At 72.7% G+C, this 19282-nt stretch carries 11 protein-coding genes and 1 pseudogene; 8 read left to right on the forward strand and 4 right to left on the reverse strand.

Annotation, left to right across the window (positions count from 1 at the left end):
* The first annotated feature begins 119 nt into the window (after window positions 1–119).
* The 6 genes from WMF26_RS32810 (at window position 120) to WMF26_RS32835 (ending at window position 12568) form a co-directional block, all read left to right on the forward strand.
* The gene (locus WMF26_RS32810) at window positions 120–4847 is read left to right on the forward strand and encodes a multicopper oxidase domain-containing protein (protein ID WP_437995938.1); all 4728 of its coding nucleotides are present in this window, start codon (window positions 120–122) and stop codon (window positions 4845–4847) included.
* The gene (locus WMF26_RS32815) at window positions 4844–6829 is read left to right on the forward strand and encodes a YncE family protein (RefSeq protein ID WP_437995939.1); all 1986 of its coding nucleotides are present in this window, start codon (window positions 4844–4846) and stop codon (window positions 6827–6829) included. Before WMF26_RS32810 ends, WMF26_RS32815 begins: the two co-directional genes overlap by 4 nt.
* Entirely contained in the window at window positions 6826–7437 is a 612-nt protein-coding gene (locus WMF26_RS32820) for an SCO family protein (RefSeq protein WP_437995940.1), read from the forward strand. Before WMF26_RS32815 ends, WMF26_RS32820 begins: the two co-directional genes overlap by 4 nt.
* Before the next feature lies 1 nt (window position 7438).
* Entirely contained in the window at window positions 7439–9070 is a 1632-nt protein-coding gene (locus tag WMF26_RS32825; RefSeq protein ID WP_437995941.1) for a cytochrome c/ABC transporter substrate-binding protein, read from the forward strand.
* A 55-nt stretch (window positions 9071–9125) separates the two neighbouring features.
* Window positions 9126–11024, forward strand: coding sequence for a dihydroxy-acid dehydratase (gene ilvD / locus WMF26_RS32830; RefSeq protein WP_437950103.1), 1899 nt, complete (start codon window positions 9126–9128; stop codon window positions 11022–11024).
* Between the two features lie 212 nt (window positions 11025–11236).
* Window positions 11237–12568 (forward strand): formylglycine-generating enzyme family protein, encoded by a 1332-nt coding sequence (locus WMF26_RS32835; protein WP_437995942.1) that lies wholly within the window; start codon window positions 11237–11239, stop codon window positions 12566–12568.
* Between the two features lie 86 nt (window positions 12569–12654).
* On the opposite strand, the gene bluB is transcribed toward WMF26_RS32835, so the two are convergent.
* A complete protein-coding gene (gene bluB, locus WMF26_RS32840; RefSeq protein ID WP_437950105.1) occupies window positions 12655–13329 on the reverse strand; it encodes a 5,6-dimethylbenzimidazole synthase in 675 nt (224 codons plus the stop codon).
* A 216-nt stretch (window positions 13330–13545) separates the two neighbouring features.
* Between bluB and WMF26_RS32845 the strand changes: the two genes are divergently transcribed.
* Together WMF26_RS32845 and WMF26_RS32850 are read left to right on the forward strand one after the other, a co-directional pair.
* Window positions 13546–14517 (forward strand): FAD-dependent oxidoreductase, encoded by a 972-nt coding sequence (locus WMF26_RS32845; protein ID WP_437995943.1) that lies wholly within the window; start codon window positions 13546–13548, stop codon window positions 14515–14517.
* Window positions 14518–15281: 764 nt separating this feature from the next.
* Window positions 15282–16199, forward strand: coding sequence for a fatty acid desaturase (locus WMF26_RS32850; protein ID WP_437995944.1), 918 nt, complete (start codon window positions 15282–15284; stop codon window positions 16197–16199).
* A gap of 195 nt (window positions 16200–16394) precedes the next feature.
* Here WMF26_RS32850 and WMF26_RS32855 read toward each other — a convergent pair whose 3' ends face one another.
* The 3 genes and pseudogenes from WMF26_RS32855 to WMF26_RS32865 form a co-directional block, all read right to left on the reverse strand.
* Window positions 16395–17057 (reverse strand): glutathione S-transferase family protein, encoded by a 663-nt coding sequence (locus WMF26_RS32855; RefSeq protein ID WP_437995945.1) that lies wholly within the window; start codon window positions 17055–17057, stop codon window positions 16395–16397.
* An 82-nt stretch (window positions 17058–17139) separates the two neighbouring features.
* A pseudogene (locus WMF26_RS32860) lies at window positions 17140–17490 on the reverse strand (nuclear transport factor 2 family protein); the annotation flags it as partial.
* A gap of 604 nt (window positions 17491–18094) precedes the next feature.
* Window positions 18095–18793: an alpha/beta fold hydrolase gene (locus WMF26_RS32865; RefSeq protein ID WP_061624092.1), complete on the reverse strand. Its 699-nt coding sequence runs from the start codon at window positions 18791–18793 to the stop codon at window positions 18095–18097.
* Window positions 18794–19282 lie beyond the last annotated feature (489 nt).

The following is a 19282-nucleotide window of genomic DNA, read 5'->3' on the forward strand; positions in this document are numbered from 1 at the left end:
GATCTCCTGTGGACACGTGGGCGTAGCCGCTATCCAGGGCTGGGCGTGCAGGTGTGGCATTCGGAGGAGACGACACCTTGTTCAACAAGAGGCTGATTGGAGCTCTCGCCTGGGCTTCTGTGGCGCTAGCGCTCGCAGGCTGCGCCGGCGAAGACGCTCCGCGGGACGAGGATGGGGACGAGGATCTGTCCGGCAAGTCCGGAGACAACGGCGCGCGGGCGAACACCAGGGTCGTGTTCGCGGACGTCGTCGCGCTCGATCAGGTCTACGTGTACAACCGATTCGGGTCCTTCAACCCGGCCGGCATGATCTACGCGCTCGCGCGGGACGTCGTGCCCATCCGGAAGGACGAGCCGCTCGGCCCGGGCAACGCCATGCTGCGGCCAGGCAAGCGGCCGAGGCCGCTCGTGCTGCGCGTGAACGTCGGCGACACCCTGCAGATCAGGTTCACCAACCTGCTCAGGCCGCCGGACGAGCGCCCGGACGACTCCCCGAAGACACGGAGCGCGGGCATCCACGTCACGGGGCTGCAGATCGAGAACATCGAGTCGCTCGGCGGCAACGTCGGGTTGAGCCCCGACTCCCTCGCCGAGCCCGGCGAGACGCGCTTCTACCAGCTGTTCGCCGACCGGGAGGGGCCGTTCTTCATGCACAGCGCCGGCGCCATGGTCGGCGGCGAAGGGAGCGGCGGGCAAATCGTCCAGGGGCTGTTCGGCTCGGTCAACGTCGAGCCCGCGGGGGCGGTCGCGTATCGGTCGCAGGTCACCGCCGAGGAGCTCGCCGCCGCCTCGCTGCCCACGCCGAACCCCGACGGGACACCCAGGATCGACTACGACGCCCTCGACGCGTGGGGCGAGCCGATCCTCCGGATGATCAACGATCGCGACGAGATCGTGCACGGCGACCTCAACGCGATCATCGCCGGCTACGACGAGAGCCAGCTCGATCCGCCGAACCCGGAGATCCGGGGCCGCTTCCGCGAGTTCACGGCGATGTTCCACGACGAGCTGAAGGTCGTCCAGGCGTTCCGGGAGCTCGAGCAGGACGAGGCCTTTCAAGGCGTGCGCGACGGATTCGGCATCAATTACGGCGCCTCCGGGATGGGCGCCATCCTCCTCGCCAACCGGGCGAGGATCGGCCCGAGCAAGGAATGTATCGAGTGCAAATTCGAGGAGTTCTTCCTGACCTCGTGGCCCAACGGCGACCCGGCGATGAACGTCGAGCGGGACAGGGACGGCGACGCGATCCGGGCGCTGTTCCCCGACGATCCCTCGAACGTCCATCACGCGTACCTCGGCGACCCCGTCTGGATCAGGAACCTCCACGCCGGGCCGAAGGAGACGCACGTCTTCCACCTCCACGCGCACCAGTGGCAGCGGGCGCCGAACAACGACACCGGCACGACGGTGGACGCGCAGAGCATCGGCCCGGGCGCGGCCTTCACCTACAACGTCGGCAGAGCGGGCAGCCGGGCCCTGACCCCGGGCGATTCGATCTTTCACTGCCACCTGTATCCCCACTTCGCGCAAGGCATGTGGGAGCTCTTCCGCACCCACGACGTCTTCGAGGCGGGCACGCGCGATCGCTTCCTGCCCGACGGCGAAATCAAGCAGGGGACGCCCACGCCCGCCGTCGTGCCGATCCCGAAGCTCGGGATGCCGCCCATGCCGACCTACGCGCCCACCGCCGTAGCGCTCCCCGACGGCACCATCGCGACGCGGCCGCCCATGCCGGGGTATCCGTTCTACATCGCCGCCCTGGCGGGCCGCAGGCCGCCTCAGCCGCCGCTCGACCTCGTCGTCGACGGCGGGCTGCAGCGCCACCTCGTCACCAGCGTGCCACCGGACGGCGCGGTGCTCGGCGTGGAAGGCAGGTTCGACGTGGACCTCCTGGCGGCCAACCTCAAGCTGCTCCCCCCGGAAGGGACGCCCCCGGAGCTTGCGGCCCGGGCCTTCCACTCCGGCCAGTTCCCGGGCGCGCGACCGTTCGCGACCGATGGATTCCCCTCGAGCGTCTATCCTGCGTTCACGCCGGAGGGCGCTCTGTCGGTGTTCGCCGTCAACGGCCAGCCGGCGGCCCCGGGCGCGCCGTACACGAACCCGTGCCCCGTGGGGACACCGGAGCGCAGGTACCGCAGCGCGTTCCTCCAGGTCGACGGCGTGGTCAACCGGCGCGGCTGGCACGACCCGCAGATGCGCATCCTCGTCCTCGAGGACGACGTCGAGGCGACGCTGTCGGGCGCCCGACCGCCGGAGCCGCTGTTCATCCGCGCCAACTCGGGCGAGTGCGTCGTCTCCGAGGCCACGAACCTGCTCCCCGACGCCCTGGAAGAGGACCCGTTCCAGATCTTCACGCCCACCGACATCGTCGGCCAGCACATCCACCTCGTGAAGTTCGACGTCACCTCCTCCGACGGCGCCGCCAACGGCTTCAACTACGAGGACGGGACGTTCTCGTCAGAGGAGGTCGTCCAGCGCATCGACGCGGCCAACAACCTCGGCGGCGCTTTTTTGCCGGACGGCACCGTCAACGAGGGCGGCGTCCGTGTCCCGCTGATCGCTCAGCCGCACCCGCGCATCCACAACGGCCGAGTCGGCCTGCAGACCACGGTGCAGCGCTGGTGGGCCGACCCGGTCGTGACCCAGCAGAACCAGGACCGCACCCTGGAGACCGCCTTCTCCCACGACCATTTCGGCCCCTCGTCGCACCAGCACCACGGGCTCTACATGGGCCTGGTCATCGAGCCGAGCGGCTCGGTCTGGCGCGACCCCGAGACCGGGGTCGTCTTCGGCACGCGCGGCGACGGCGGGCCCACGAGCTTCCGCGCCGACATCCTCCCGCCGAGCGGCACCGACCACCCGCCGTTCCGCGAGTTCAACCTCGCGATCGCCGACTTCGCCCTCCTCTTCGACGAGTGCGGCAATCCGGTGAACCCGCCGACGGCGCAGGAGGCGCCGCTCCCGCTCGCGGTCGATCACCGCGACGTCTTCGCCCCGGAGGTGATCTCGTCGCGCGACCCCGGCGGCCAGATCATGAACTACCGCAACGAGCCCATCCCGCTCCGCATCGCCGAGCGCGACTGCAGGACAGGACGGGTGAAGCAGAAGCCCGGGGAGGAGGGCGAGATGCACAACGTGTTCAGCTCGCGAGTCCACGGCGATCCCGTCACGCCCCTGCTCCTCGCTCGCCAGGGAGACGCCGTCCGGTTGCGCCTCATCCAGGGCGCGCAGGAGGAGCAGCACGTCTTCTCGGTCCACGGCCAGAAGTGGCACAACTCGGACGAGGATCCCGACAGCGGCTACTCGAACGCTCAGCCCATCGGGCTCTCCGAGCACTTCGATTTTGCGCTCACGCCGTCGGGCGGCACGCCGAGCGGCGACTACCTCTACCAGGGCGCGCCCACCGACGATCTCTGGGACGGCGTCTGGGGCATCCTCAGGATCATGCCGCCGTGCGATCCGGGCGTTCCGTGCGATCCGGGCGGTCCCGGTGGTCCGGGCGGTCCGGGCCTCTTGCCGCTGCCCCCGCCCCCAGGCCCGCCACCGCCCACGCAGCGAGGCTTCGAGACCTGCCCGGCGAGCGCGCCCGTCACGAGGTATGTCGTCCACGCGATCACCGCGAAGGGCAACCTGCCGGGTCACCGCCTCATCTACAACGAGAAGTTCGAGCTCTTCGATCCCGACGCCATCCTGTTCGTCCGCGCCGAGGATCTGCCCGATCTCCGCGCCGGGCTCCGCGCCCCGGAGCCGCTCATCCTGCGCGCCGCCGCGGGCGACTGCATCCAGGTCACGCTCGTCAACGAGCTGCCCTTCGTGCTGCCCAAGACGCCACACTTCAACTATAGCCCCCCGATCATCGACGGCTTCAACACCAACCAGGTGCGGCCCTCGAACCACGTCTCGCTCCACCCGCAGCTCGTCACCTACGACGTCAAGACCGACGACGGCGCCAACGTCGGGTTCAACGATCCGCAGACGATCGCGCCCGGCGAGCTCCGCGAGTACACCTGGTATGCCGGCGAGTTCGCCCAGCTGGACGGCATGTCGGGCCCCATCGAGCCGCGCGCCGTCGAGTACGGCGCCATCAACCTGAGGGACATGGCCGACGTCGTGAACCACGGCATGCACGGCGCCGTCGGCGCCCTCATCATCGAGCCGGAGGGCGCGGTCTGGCGCAGCGATCCGGGCACCCACGCCCAGGCGGACGTCGTCTTCACCGACGAGCATGGCGCCGCGCGCTCGTTCCGGGAGCTCGTGCTCGTCTACCAGGACGAAATCGGCCTGCACTCGAGCCTACCGAGGTTCCAGTGCCTCGATCGGGGGCTCAACTGCGGCACGGCCCTGCGGAACATGGACGGCGAGGACGACGCCGAGGACACCGGCCACGACGCCTTCAACTACCGCACCGAGCCGCTCTGGGCGCGGATCGGCGTGCCGCCCGAGATCGCGAGCGACGAGCTCAATGATCGGGACCTGCGCGATATCTTCAGCTCCAAGGTCCACGGCGACCCGGCGACGCCGATCTTCCTGGCCAACGCCGCCCAGCCGGTGCGCGTGCGCGTCGTGCAGCCGTCCGGCCACCATCGCCAGCACGCCTTCAGCTTCTGGAGCACGTCGTGGCCGCACAACCCCTTTGCCCTGGGAGCGCGCTCCCGCCGCATCGGCGACAACCACGAGGTGCTGAACATCGCAGTGGAGAACGCAATAGGACCCATGACACACCGCAATATCGTCCCCTTCGCCCCGGCAGGCGGGGATTTCCTCGTCCCCGGCGACCGGATGTACAACGAACAGTCGCTCCCCATGCTCGCGGACGGGCTCTGGGGCCTCTTCCGGGTGCTGCCGTGAGGGCCTCCGTCGCGTCGCGCCGGCTCTCGCTGGCAGCAGGCCTCCTCGGCGCCGCCGCTTCGACGGCCTGCAGCCGGCGGGAGCCGCCTCCCCTGCCCGCCGCCGCGGCCCCGGCGCCCGCCGAGGCCGCCGTCGGGGGTGAGCCCAGCGCGGCCGTGAGCCGGGTCGAGCGAGATGGGCTGTCGATCGCCTTCGAGCTCCGGCCGATCCCCGGCGCCGGAGGGCGCCTCGAGGCGCGCTCCGACGCGACCGCCGTCTTCACGATCACCGACGCCGCCACGGGCGCGCCCGCGCGCGACCTGTCGCCGCTCGCGTGGATGACGAGGCGCGCGGGGGCGCCGCCCGACGACGCCGGGTGCCAGGAGAAGATCAAGAGCTTCATGGCCGGCCTCATCTCCGTGCGCCCGGACGTCGACATGAACGCTTCCCTCCTGTGGACGCAGAACGACGACAACACGCTGTCGGTCATCAACTCACAGATCGCGTTCAGCCGGAGCAAGCTGCGCAGCCTCGTCACGCTCGCGGCCCGCTCCACGTCGCTCGCGCTCCACCCGGACGGGAGCCGCCTCTACGTGACGCTCCAGAACGGGCGAGGCCTCGCCGTCGTCGACACGAGGCGGAGCCTGGTGGAGGCCAACGTGCCTGTCGGCGCGGACCCGATGCGCGTCGCGGTGGCCCCGGACGGGCGCACCGTGTGGGTCGGCAACGACGGCGACGGGACGGTCAGCGTCGTCGACGCGCGCGTGGCGGAGGTGCTGAAGACGCTGCACGTCGGCGCCGGGCACCACGAGATCGCCTTCTCGGACGGCGGGCGCACCGCCTGGATCACGAGCCGCGACGCCGGCTCCGTCACCGCCGTGGACACCGGCGCGCTCGAGCCCGTCGCCGAGATCGAGATCGGCGAGGGCGCCGCCGCCGTCGCGGCGAGCGACGCCGCCGGCGCCGTCTACGTCGCGAACGAGCAGCGGGGCGAGATCGCGATCCTCGACGCCGGGCGCCGCGCCCTCTCCAGCCGCGTCGCCGTGAAGCCCGGCGTCAGCGCGGTCCAGTTCGAGCCGAGCGGCCGCTTCGCCTTCGCGCTCAACCCGGCGAAGGGCGAGGTGGCGATCCTCGACGCCTCGACGGGCGCGCTCGCGCACACGCTCGCCGGGTTCGCGAGCCCCGACGCGATCGCCTTCACGAACGCGTACGCCTACGTGAGGAACCTCGGCGAGAACCGGGTCTCGCTCATCGAGCTGCCCTCGCTACAGCGGCCCGGCAAGCTGCCGGTCGTCGAGGTCCAGGTCGGCCAGCAGGCGCCCCGCGCGTCGAAGAGCGCGAGGAGCGCCGCGCCGTTCGCCCTCCTGCCGGAGGGCAACGGCGCCGTCATCGCGAGCCCGGCCGACAAGGCGCTTTACTACTACGTCGAAGGCATGATGGCGCCGATGGGCACGCTCTCGAACTACGGCCGAGAGCCCCGGGCGGCGATCATCGAGGATCGCACGCTGAAGGAGGTGCAGCCCGGCGTGTACGCGACGACGGTCCGGCTCGGCGAGGCGGGCGCGTACGACGTCGAGCTCCTGCTCGGCGACCGCCGCGTCGCCGCGTGCCTCGAGGCGACGGTCGCGCCGTCGGGCGTCCCGGTCGAGGACCGCTCGCCCGGGCTCACCGTCGAGCCGCTCTTCGACGGCAGCGTCGAGCTCGAGGTCGCGAAGCCCGTGACGCTGCGCTTCCGCGCGACGCCGAAGGCGCCTGCGCCTCCCCTCGAAGCCAAGGAGATGAAGGTCATGATCTTTCGATTCCCGATCGGATTCCGCGACGTCGCGCTGCCCCGCGCCGAGCCGGACGGCGCCTTCTCGGTGACGTTCACGCCCCCCGAGCCCGGCCAGTACCGGTTCATGCTCGAGGCCGAGTCGCGCAAAGCTCCGCTCGGCGCGCTGCCGTACGTCGATCTCCACGCCGGCTCGCCCGGCGCCGCGCCGGCGGCGGGAGGCGCGCGATGAGGCGCGCCGCGCCTGTGCTCGCGGCGGCGCTCGCGCTCGCGCTCGCGCCCGCGAGCCCGGCCGCGGAGCCGGCGCCGGAGCGGCCCCGCGCGCAGGCCGCCGCCTCGCCCGCCGGCGACGACGCCGCGGCCGCGGCGTACTTCACCGACACGGAGCTCGTCGATCAGGACGGTCGCGCGCGGCGCTTCTACACCGACCTCCTGCGCGGCCGGAAGGTCCTCATCCACTTCGCCTTCACCTCGTGCAAGGGCGCGTGCCCGACGATGACGGCGAACCTCGCGCGCGTTCAGGCGCTGCTCGGCAAGCGCGTCGGCAAGGAGGTCGCGATCCTCACGATCACGGTCGATCCCGTGAACGACACGCCGAAGGTGCTCAAGCAGTTCGCCGCCAAGTTCAACGCGGGCGACGGCTGGCGCTTCCTCACCGGGACGCCGGAGAACGTGGAGAAGGTCCTCGGGCGCCTCGGCGGGCTCACGAAGAAGCCGGAGGAGCACACCTCGACGCTGCTCATCGGCGACACGACGACCGGCATGTGGGTGAAGACGATCGCCACCGAGCGCCCCGAGACGATCGTGCACCTGGTCGATCACATCAACGACAAGCCGTGAGGTGCACGTGGGCCATCTCGTGACGATGCGGCGGCGCCGCGCGCTCGCCGCCGCGCTCTCGGCGCTCGGCCTCGCCGCCGCGCTGAAGGGCGCCGCGGCCCCCGGCGACGCGCCCGCGCCCGCGCCCGACGGCGCGGCCTCGTGCGCCGCGCTCAGCCCGGCGGCCCTGCGCGGCAGGCGCATCTTCCACCACGGGGCCCTCGCCTCGGGCGAGCCGGTCGAGGGCCGCCTCGGCGCGAGCGGCGCCGCGCTGCAGGGCAAGGCGGCGGCGTGCGCCGGCTGCCACGGCCGGAGCGGCGACGGCACGTCGGAGGGCGGCGTCGCGGCGCCGCCGCTCACCCCCGAGCGGCTCTTCGCCGCCGATCGCGCGGGGGGCCCCTACACCGCGGAGACGCTCGCGGCCGCCGTCCGCGACGGGAGGACGCCGGCGTCCCGGGAGCTCCACCTCGTCATGCCGCGCTACCGGCTCGACCGCGCGCACATCGACGATCTCGTCGCGTACCTGCGCTGCGTCGGCCGCGACGCCGATCCCGGCGTCTCGCCGGAGGCGCTCCGGCTCGGCGCCGCGCTCCCGCTCACCGGGCGCTTCGCGGCGGCGGGCGCCGCGGCCCGCGACGTGCTCGCCGCGGCGTTCGCGGAGGTGAACGCGCAAGGCGGCGTCTTCCGGCGGCGGCTCGAGCTCGTGGTGGCCGACAGCGGGGACGCCCTCGACGGCGCGGCCGCGACCGCGCGCCTCCTCGACCAGCGGGTCTTCGCGCTGGTCGGCAGCGTGTGGGGCGGCGACGCCGGCGCGATGGCGCGCCTCTCCGCCGACGAGGTGCCGCTCGTGGGCCCGCTCGGGTCCGGGCTCCCGGCCTCGGATCCGGGCGACGGCGTCGTGTTCCACCTCCGGCCCGGCCTCGACACGCTCGCGCGCGTCGCCGTCGCGCACCTCGCCGGCGCCCCTGCGCCCCCCGGCGCCGAGGCGCTGCTCGTCGTCCACCCGGCGGACCCGCGCGGCGACGCCTTCCTCCGGGGGGCGCGCGCCGAGGCGCAGGCGCGCGGACTGCCGGCCCCGGCCTCCCTCTCCTTCGAGCCCGGCCGCTTCGACGCCGCCGCCGCGGCGGACGCCGCGGCGCGCCTCCGGCCCCGGGCCGTCCTGCTCGCCGGCGAGGGCGACGAGCTCTCGCGGTGGCTCGCGGCGGCGCGGCCCTCGTCGGGCCCGTCCCCCGCCCTCTACGCGCCCGCGTCGCTGCTGCCGCGCGATCCCGCGTCACTCCGGCGCGCCGCCGCCGCGCGGCTCCTGCTCCTCCACCCGGGCCCCCTCGACGACGCCGAGCGGCTCGGCCTGCGCGCGCTCTCCGCGTTCCTGGAGCGCAGCCGCGTCCCGCCGCGGCACACCGCCTTCCAGGCGAGCGCGTACGCCGCCGCCCGCGTCCTCGTCGAGGCGCTCAAGCGCGCCGGCGCCCACGTGACCCGGCCCGCCCTCATCGCGGCGCTCGAGGAGCTCCGGGACTTCGATCCCGGCCCGGGTCCGGCGATCACCTTCGGCAGGAACCGGCGCGTCGGCGCTTACGGGGCGAGCCTCGCCGCCGTCGATCCGGCGTCGAGCGACGTCGCGCCGGTGTCCGCGTGGGTCGAGGTGGTACCCTGACGCCGGCCCCGCCTGTCGGCTAGGCGCCACGGCTGGAACGGAGTAGGTTCCGGGCATGGCCGGATACCGCAGTCGTACATCCACCCAGGGACGCAACATGGCAGGGGCGCGCGCGCTGTGGCGCGCCACCGGCATGAAGGACGCGGACTTCGAGAAGCCGATCATCGCCATTGCCAACAGCTTCACGCAGTTCGTCCCGGGGCACGTCCACCTCCACGACGTGGGGCAGCGGGCGAAGAAGGTCATCGACGCCGCGGGCGGGTGGGGCGTCGAGTTCAACACCATCGCCATCGACGACGGCATCGCGATGGGCCACGCCGGCATGCTGTACTCGCTGCCGAGCCGGGAGCTCATCGCCGACAGCGTCGAGTACATGGTCAACGCGCACTGCGCCGACGCGCTGCTCTGCATCTCGAACTGCGACAAGATCACGCCCGGCATGCTGCTCGCGGCGATGCGGCTCAACGTGCCGACCGTCTTCGTCTCCGGCGGTCCGATGGAGGCGGGCAAGATCGTCGGGACGCACGACCGCGACGGCAAGCCGCTCATCCGCAAGCTCGACCTCATCGATCCGATGATCGCGGCGAGCGACGACAAGGTGTCCGACGCGGATCTCGCCGCGATGGAGCGGTCCGCGTGCCCGACCTGCGGCTCGTGCTCCGGCATGTTCACGGCGAACAGCATGAACTGCCTCAACGAGGCGCTCGGCCTGGCGCTGCCCGGCAACGGCACGCTGCTCGCGACGCACGCGGCGCGCTGGGAGCTCTTCGAGGCGGCCTCGAAGCGCGTCGTCGAGCTCGCGAAGCGCTACTACGTCGACGGGGACGCCTCGGTGCTGCCGCGAAGCATCGCGACGTTCGAGGCCTTCGAGAACGCGATGGCGCTCGACATCGCGATGGGCGGCTCGACGAACACGGTCCTCCACCTCCTGGCGGTCGCCCGCGAGGCGCAGGTGGACTTCAAGATGTCGGACATCGACCGGATGTCGCGCAAGGTGCCGAACATCTGCAAGGTGGCGCCGTCGTCGCACCACCACGTCGAGGACGTGCACCGCGCGGGCGGCGTGCTGACGATCGTCGGGGAGCTCGATCGCGCGGGGCTCATCCACCGGCAGGTGGGCACGGTCCACGCGCGCACGCTCGGCGACGCGATCGACGAGAACGACATCCGCCGCCCCACCGCGACGGCGGCCGCGAAGAAGCGCGCGCTCGCCGCGCCGGGCGGCGTCCCGACCACGGTCGCGTTCTCGCAGGACAAGTACTTCGCCGACACCGACGACGACGCCGAGAAGGGCTGCATCCGCGACGTCGCTCACGCGTACAGCCGCGAGGGCGGCCTCGCCGTGCTCTACGGCAACATCGCGGCGGACGGCTGCATCGTGAAGACCGCGGGCGTCGACCCCGAGATCTGGAAGTTCGAGGGGCCCGCGCGGGTGTTCCAGTCGCAGGAGGCGGCGTGCGACGCGATCTGGAACAACCAGATCCGCTCGGGCGACGTGGTCGTCATCGTCTACGAGGGGCCGAAGGGCGGCCCGGGCATGCAGGAGATGCTCTATCCGACGTCGTTCCTGAAGGGGAAGGGCCTCGGCAAGGCGTGCGCCCTCATCACCGACGGCCGGTTCAGCGGCGGCACGTCGGGCCTGAGCATCGGGCACGTCTCGCCCGAGGCGGCCGAGGGCGGGAACATCGGGCTCATCGAGGAGGGCGACCGCATCCGGATCGACATCCCCGCCCGGACCATCGACGTCCTCGTCAGCGACGCGGAGCTCGAGCGCCGCCGCCGCGCCGCCGAGGCGCGGGGCGCAGATGCGTTCAAGCCGAACCGCGATCGCAAGGTCTCCCCTGCCCTGCGGGCCTATGCGCTCATGGCCACGAGCGCCGCCAATGGCGCTGTCCGCGACGTCGGCCAGATCGAGCCCGGGCGGCGCGAAGGCGGCGCCGCGCAGCGCAAGTAGCCAATCCGGAGCCGTCGAGTCGCCGCCCGCCTGACGAGGTCACGGGGCGGGCGGCGCGGCGGCGAGCGCGGCCCCGCCATCACGGCGGCCGCCCCGGCCGACAGAGCACGCCCGGGCTCGCGCTCGCCGGAGGCCGGCCCGCGTCGCCCGGGTCGAGCCTCCCTGCGCTCGACGCGACGCCGTGGCGCACGCCATCGCGTATCATGCCGTACATGAGACAATTGGCGCTCCTCGTGTCCATCTCTCTCGTGTCGGGTTGCAATGCGCGGGTCCGCGATTTCCCCGACGATCGCGGCGACGGGGGCTCCAGCGCCGAGCCTGGAGACGGCGGTCGCGGCGGCAGCGGCGGCAGCGGCGCCAGCAGCAGCAGCGCCAGCGGCAGCAGCGGCGGCGGCGGCGACGGGCCGGGGGCCTGCGTCGATCCGGCGGAGGATTGCCCGCCGGCGCAGGGCCCGTGCATGGAAGCGGTGTGCAGCGAGGGCGCGTGCGCGCAGCGGCCGCGGCCGGCGGGGACGCCCTGCGGGCCGGACGGCGGCGCGGAGTGCGATGCCGCCGGGGTCTGCGTGCCGTGCGAGGGCGGCGATGAATGCGGCGAGTGCGGGGACCCGGGTTGCCCGAACGCGTGCGGCTCGCCGGACGTGATGGCCATGCCGCCGAGCTGCGCGAGCGGCGCGCCCGGCGCCGGGGACAGCTGCGGACCTGGCGGCGCGAGCTGCTGCGGCAACAGGTTGGTCCCCTGCGGCACGTACCTGAGGAGCTACGACGGCGCTTCGAGCACGGACGACTCGTTCCCTGCGGCCGTCAGCGATTTCCGGCTGGACAAATTCGAGATCACGGTGGGTCGATTTCGAGCCTTCGTGGAGGCTGGCCGGGGCGTGCAGGCGAACCCGCCCGCGATCGGGGCTGGCCGGAACCCTCACGTCGACGGCAGCGGATGGATCGCGGGGTGGAACCAGCGGCTCGAGCCGAACACCGCGGCGCTGAAATCGGCGCTGCAATGCAATGGTGATCGCCTCTGGACATGGACCGACGCGCCGGGGCCGAACGAGGAGCTCCCGATCAACTGCATCACGTGGTTCGAGGCGTTCGCGTTCTGCGCGTGGGACGGCGGCCGCCTGCCCACCGAGGCGGAGTGGAACTACGCGGCGGCCGGCGGCGACGAGCACCGGCCGTACCCGTGGGGCGCCGCCCTCGACAGCGAGCGCGCTGCCTATGGTTGCACCGGCGATGGGAGCGCCGCGGGAGACTGCGCGCTGAGCGACATCCTGCCGGTGGGGTCGAAGCCGAGCGGAGACGGGCGATGGGGGCACTCGGATCTGGCCGGCAACCTGTGGGAGTGGACGATGGACTGGTGGCGCGACGCGCTCCCCACGCCGTGCATCGACTGCGTGCATCGCGTGGACGGCGAGCGCGACGCGACGCGGGTCACGCGCGGCGGGAGCTACCGCGCGCCGGCGGCGGACCTGCGCGCGGGCAACCGCGACTTCAGCTACCCCTTCGACCGCGTCAACAACATCGGCGCCCGCTGCGCGCGGGACCCGTAGGCCGCGCAGCGCGGCTCGCTCGTCTCGCTCGTCGCGCTCGTCGCACTCGTCTCGCTCGCGCGCTCGCCGGCGCGAGCGCGACGCGCTCACGGGCGGCGGCCCGCGGGCGCGGTGGCTTCCTCGGGCCAGACGTTCTCGGCGACGAGCTCCGAGAGCGGGCGGCGCGCTGCCCAGCCGCACGCCTCGAGCATGGGGCGACCGTAGAACTCCTCCACGTGACCGACGCAGAGGATGGCGAGCGGCCTGCTGCCCGGCGGCATGCCGAGCAGCGCGGCCAGCCGGTCCGGCTCGAAGAGCGACACCCACCCGACGCCGAGCCCCTCCGCGCGCGCGGCGAGCCACAGGTTCTGGATGGCCGCGGCCACCGACGCGACATCCATCTCGGGCATCGTGCGGCGGCCGAACACGTGCGCCTCGCGCCCCGCCATGAGGCCGGCGACGAGCAGCTCGCCGCACTCCAGGACGCCCTCGACCTTGAGGCGCATGAACTCGTCCTCGCGCTCGCCGAGCGCGCGCGCCGTGGCGAGGCGCTCCGCCTCGACGAGCGCGTGGATGTCGCGCCGGAGCGCCGGCGCCGTGATCCGCACGAAGCGCCAGGGCTGCATCATGCCCACGCTCGGCGCCGCGTGCGCGGCCGCGAGCAGCCTGGCGAGCGCGTCGGGGTCCACCGGCCCGGGCAGGAAGTGGCGCATGTCGCGCCGCTCGTGGATGGCGCGGTACACGGCGGCGATCTCCGGATCGTTGAAGCGGTGGCTCGACATGGTCCCTCGCGTCGCGCGCCGAGCCGCAGGACGGCCGCGATCCGGCGCTGCGGATCCGCGACTGCGTAGCACCGCCTGCGCGGCGGCGTCAGCGCGCCCGGGGCGGCCGGCCGATCGGCCTCGCCCGCCGACCGGCCTTGCCCGCCGATCGGCCTCGATCCACGGGCGCGGCGCGCGGTCTCGACGCACGGGCTCAGCGTGCTAGAGCGCGCGATCGTGGAGTCATCGGCGAAGCAAGCTCCGGGGCTGGACGTCACCGTCGTGGGCGCAGGGGTGATCGGGTTGACCACGGCGGTCGTCCTCCAGCGCGACGGCCACCGCGTGCAGGTGATCGCGGCGGAGCGCGGCGAGCACACGACGTCCGCGGTCGCGGCCGCGCTGTGGCACCCGTTCGCGGCGAACCCGCCCGAGCGCGTGAACGCGTGGTCGCGGGCGACGCTCGATGAGCTCACGCGCATCGCCCGGGAGCACCCGGAGGCGGGGGTGGATCTCCTGACCACGCGCGAGGCGTCGGACGACGTGCAGCTGCCCTGGTGGGCCCCGAGCGTCCCGGACCTCGCGATCGAGCCAGGACCGCACCCGCTGGGCGCGCCCCACAGCTTCCGGTTCACGGCGCCGCGCATCGAGCCGTCGCTGCACCTGCCCTGGCTGGAGTCCCAGCTCCACCGCCCGGTGCGCATCGAGCGCGTGCGATCGCTCGCCGAGGTCGAGGGCGACGTGGTCGTGAATTGCACCGGGCTCGGGGCGCGCGCCCTCACCGGCGACGGCGAGCTCCTCGCCCTTTACGGCCAGGTAGCGATCGTGGAGCCGGGCGAGATTCCCCTAGATGTCGCATTGGGTGATGAAAGGGACGAATCCGCGCTCGTCTATGTGATCCCGCGGCGTCGCGAGATCGTGATTGGCGGCTGCGTCGTTCCGTCCCCTGACGACCGCTCGCTGACGCCCGACCCCGAGCGTACTGACGCAATGCTCCAGCGGGTGCGGGCTGCCGGCCTTCGGCCAGGCCCCTTGCTCCGCGCGCGCGCCGGCCTGCGCCCGTACCGGAGCGTCGTGCGCCTCGAGCGCGAAGGCCGCGTGATCCACAATTACGGCCATGGTGGCGCGGGGTACACGCTCGCGTGGGGTTGTGCCAGCGAGGTGAGCGCGATGCTGCGGCAGGGCGGCGCTCCGGCGCCCGGCGGCGCCTAGAAGGAACTCGAAGGAGAGAGAAAGAAAAAGCGCGCCCGCACTGTTCCGACGGCGTCGGCGAGCTCAGCGCTTCGCCTCCGGGCTGGCCCCGGACACGCCGTCAAGCCGCGCTCGCGCGGCCGCCGCGCGGCCGCTGCGTGGCCGCCGCGTGGTCGCCGAAACGACTGCAACAGCCGCGCCCGCTGCGAACGCCGTGAAGCCCGTGAAGCCTGTGAACGCTGCGAACGCCGTGAAGGCCGAGCAGAAGAGCCTGCCCCTGAAATCCAGCTAACCAGAAGCCCAACGCATCGCTCCGAAAGTCTCGTTGTGCTCTTGTTGCGAGGCTGCTAGATTGGATTCGTGCTCGTCTGCGAGCAACTCTCGCCTTCTCTCGCAGCGGAAACGCCCATGGCGCTCCCCTGTTCATTCGAGAGAGCGGCCGTGGAGGACCTCGCTCTGGAGATCGCCGGCCGCTGACGATCTCGCGGCGCGATCCCTGGAGCGCGGTCTCGGGTGGTCGAACGTTCGCTTGCGCTTGATCCGGCGGCCGTCGTCCGCTGTACCAAAGTGAAGAACCGAAGCTTCCCCCGGGAGTGTTGAACGCCATGAACAACGACGAGAATCGACTCAGTCGTCCATCGGGGCGGCCAGCGGTCTGGAATTTCACGATGAACGACGACGAGCCTCGCTCCAGCCGGCCCTCGGGGCGGCCGTCGGCGCGACCGTCGGGGCGGCCCTCAGGGAGGCCGTCGGGGAGACCGTCCGGGCGGCCGGCGGTCTGGAGCGTGCTCCCGCTGGCGAGCGGCCTGCTGCAGACCCGGCCGATCGAGTGGCCGACGCTGGCGCTCTTCGCGGGGTCGTACGCGCTGTTCGCGGCGTCGGTCTACGCGGGGGTCGCGGGCCTCGTGTCGACGGTGCCGGCGGTGCTCGCGGCGGCGGTCGCGGCGTACGCCGCGTTCACGCCGATGCACGAGGCCGCGCACCGGTCGCTGGCGCGCTCCGCGCTGCTGAACGGCGTGGTCGGACGGCTGTCCGGGCTGCTGCTCATGGCGCCGTTCCTGGCGGTGCGTCACTTCCACCTCGAGCATCACAAGCACACGAACGACGCGGACCGGGATCCCGACCACTGGAGCGGGCGCGGCCCGTGGTACCTGCTCCCGCTGCGCTGGGCGACGCAGGATCTCCACTACTACTACCTGTTTCTGCGCTCGTACCACGCGCAGAAGCGCAGCGAGCGGATCGAGACGATCGCGACGCTCGCGGCGATGTTCGCGATCGTGGCGCTGGCCTTCGGGCTCGGCCACGGCGAGCTCGCGCTGCTCTACTGGATCGTGCCGGCGCGGCTCGCGATCTTCTTCCTCGCGTTCGCCTTCGACTACCTGCCTCACTACCCGCACGAGATCACGGCGGCGCAGAACCGGTATCGCGCGACGCGCGCGATCGACAGCGCGCTGTTCAACGTGCTGCTCTTCGGGCAGACGTATCACCTGATCCACCACCTCTACCCGGCGGTGCCGTTCTTCCGCTATCGGACCGTGTGGAAGTACCAGCGCGAGGAGCTCATGAAGCTCCAGTCGGAGAGCCTCGCCCCGCCGCGCGCGCCCTTGCCGCTGCTCGCGGCAGGCAGCCTCGCCGCGCCGCGCGCGCCCACGATCCACGCCGCCCACCCGGTGCAGGCGGCGGCCGAGCTCGACGCCCTCTGATCCGCGCGGCGCGCGCGCCGCGCCGCGTGTGAGCGCGCCGCGTGTGAGCGCGCCGCCGTCCCGGGCGCCGCATGTGAGCGCGCCGCCGTCCCGCGCGTTGCATGTGAGCGCGTCGCGCGTGAGCGCGCCGCCGTCCCGCGCGCACGAGCGCACGTCGCCGCCGGCGGGACGATGCGACGCGCGCGCTTCGGAGGATCATGCCGCGCGCCAGTGCGGCGGGTACGTCGCGTCGTAGCCGGGCAGCGCCTCGATGCGCGCGCCCCACGCCGCGAGCTTCGGGTAGCGCGCGGCGAGCGGCGTGACGGCGAGATCGAGCGGCGCTGCGGCGGGGCGGGTCGCGGCGCGCACGGCGAGCTGGATCGACGGGTAGACGGTGAGGTCGGCCGCCGAGAGGCGCGGGCCTGCGAGGTAGTCGCGCAGCGCGAGCGACGCCTCGAGCCGCGCGAGCTCCTCGTGCAGCATGGCGACCGCGGCGCGCACGGCCGGCTCCTCGCCGGCGAGCGCGGTCGGGTCGCCGGAGAAGACCGCGCGCGCGATCTGGCCGAGCGCCGGGTACAGGTAGTTTTCGTGCTCGGCGATGACGCGCGCGATCGCGCCCGCCTCCTCGGCCGACTCGCCGAAGAGCGGCGGGGACGGGTGCTTTCTGTCGAGGTAGGCCATGATCGCCAGCGACTCGTGGAGGCAGAACGCCCCGTCGCGGATCGCCGGCACCTTCCCGCGCGGGCTCACCTCCAGGTACGCCGGCGCCGTGTGCTCCTCTCTCGAGAGCTGGAGGAGCTTGGACGTGTAAGGCACCCCCTTCACCGCGAGCAGCAGCAGGACCCGCCAGGCGGGCGGGCTGCCGCTGGCCCAGTACACCTCGAGCGCGCCAGCGCTGCGGCGCCGACGCCGCAGCGCTGGCGCCGGGCGCGTCGAGGTAGCTGGTGATCTTCGCGATCTTGCGCTGCTCGTTCAGCTCGAACACATCGACGCCGTCGAGCGTACCGTCCCGGCCATCGGCCGTCCTCGTGCGCAGCGTGAACCGCATGGCGGCCCCGAGGCCGAGGGGAAAGACCTTCCGGTCCAGGAACTCGATCTCGCTGAAGGAGGCGAGCAGCCCCTCGACGTGGCGCCGGACCGCGTCCCGTCCCACGAGGCGCGGGGTGGAAGGGTCGGACACGACCACATCGTCGGACAGCATCGCCAGATACGCATCGACATCGCGGGCGACGAGCGCGTCTTGAGAAGCATGGATGATTTTCACGATCTCGTCCACGGGCACCTCCGCTGAGGGCAAGCGCGGAGCAGACATCACCCATGACCCCGCTGTCAACCGGAGGGAGCGCCCTGATACGGAGCCTCGGGGCAAAGACAGCAGGAGCGCCAAGACATCAAGAATACCAAGAGATCGATAGAGCGATACACCTCCTCATCATCTCCCCGCTCGTCTCTCGTGCTCGTCTCTCGTGCACGTCTCTCGTGCTCGTCTCTCGTGCTCGTCTCTCGTCTCTCGTCTCTCGTCTCTCGTCTCTCGTCTCTCGTCTCTCGTCTCTCGTGCTCGTCCTTCGTGCGCGTGCGCGTGCGCGATTTCCCGGATTTAGCGCGCACGCGCACGCGCACGAAGAGGATGACGGGGGACGGGGGACGGGGGACGGATGACGGGGGACGGGGGACGGATGACGGGGGACGGATGACGGGGGACGGGGGACGGGGGACGGGGGACGGGGGACGGGGGACGGGGGACGGGGGACGGAGGACAGTGTGCCAGTCGCAGGCTCGACCGCTCGCGGCGGCGCTCCGGTCGAGCTCGGCAGGCCGCAGCATCGCCTCGTCGAGGGCGCGCCTCCGCGCGGGCCGCTCACGCGGATCGCCTCGACCGCGGTCGCGCACGCCGGCGGGCCACGACCCCGCGGCGCTCAGCCGCCGCGCGCCATGAACCTCGCCACCGCGTCCGCGAACTCGGCGGGTCGCCCGACGATCCAGTCGTGGCTCCCCTTCGCGGAGACGACGAGGGTCGAGCCCGGGATCAGGCGCTGGATGGCGAGCGCCGAGCCGAGCGGCACCGTGCGATCGCGCGCGCCCCACGCGAGCAGCGTCCGCACGCGCACGCGCGCGGCGTAGCCGCTCAGGTCCACCGTCGCGGCGATCCGCACGAGGCTCAGCGCGCTCCGCGTGTGGACGAGCAGGTTGTAGAGGAAAGCGGGCGCCGTCCGCACGGAGAAGCGAGGCTCGAGCAGCATGTCGCCCGCGCGCGCGCACACGAGCGAGAGGATCGAGCGCGGCGGGTTGACTCCGACGGAATCGGCGAGCACGAGCCCGGATAACCGCTCGGGGTACAGGGCGCCGGTGACCAGCGCCGCAGCGCCCGAGAGCGAGTGACCGATCAGCGTCACGCGATCGAGCCGCAACGCGCGCAGCGTGTCGTCGACGCAACGCGCGTACCGCTCCAGCGACCACGGCGCGCGCAGCCGCGAGCCGCGGCTCGAGCCCGGCAGCTCCACGACGAACACCCGGGCGCGCCGCGCGATCGCGTCCACCGCCGGCCGGTAGGTCGCGCCGCCGACCAGCATGCTGGGCAGAAGCACCACCGGCGCCCCGGTGCCCGTCTCGGTCACATAAACGACCTCATCGCCGACCCGGATCTCCCTTCCGCGGCTCTCCTCCCGCCCCGCTCGCCTCGCCGCGAAATCCGCGGAGCGGCGCGGGCTCTCCGCTCTTCGATCCGGCCACAGGACAGACACCTCGGCGGCGCCGCGCGAGCGTCCAGCGCAGGGTTCCAACGTTCCATGTCGTCCGGCGCGCTTCCCCATGAGCTGCGAGGCGATGCCGGGCGCGTGCCACCGCGCGCGCGGCGCCGGTGCGAAGTCGCGGCGCGGAGCGCGTGCAGCGACGGCCGCCGCATGCGAAAACCTGGAAGGTCGTTGAGCCCGTCCCGCGCCGCGCTAAGCTCTTCGAAACAGCAGCAATCTCCAGGCTCACGGGAGCCAGCAGGCGTGTCGGCGCGGGCCGAAGGCCCGGCGGCGCCTGCTCGGATAACCAGCTCTTCGGGAATGACAGAGGCGAAATGTTGAGGTTCCGCTCCACGTCCGGAGATCGGAAGACAG

The sequence above is a fragment of the Sorangium sp. So ce185 genome (assembly GCF_051526825.1).
Classification (GTDB): Bacteria; Myxococcota_A; Polyangia; order Polyangiales; family Polyangiaceae; genus Sorangium; species Sorangium cellulosum_D.

What these genes read in the sequence shown, in the direction of transcription:
- WMF26_RS32820 (WP_437995940.1), top strand. Translation starts at nt 6,826, where the DNA reads ATGAGGCGCGCCGCGCCTGTGCTCGCGGCGGCGCTCGCGCTCGCGCTC.
- ilvD (WP_437950103.1), top strand. Translation starts at nt 9,126, where the DNA reads ATGGCCGGATACCGCAGTCGTACATCCACCCAGGGACGCAACATGGCA.
- WMF26_RS32835 (WP_437995942.1), top strand. Translation starts at nt 11,237, where the DNA reads ATGAGACAATTGGCGCTCCTCGTGTCCATCTCTCTCGTGTCGGGTTGC.
- bluB (WP_437950105.1), bottom strand. Translation starts at nt 13,329, where the DNA reads ATGTCGAGCCACCGCTTCAACGATCCGGAGATCGCCGCCGTGTACCGC.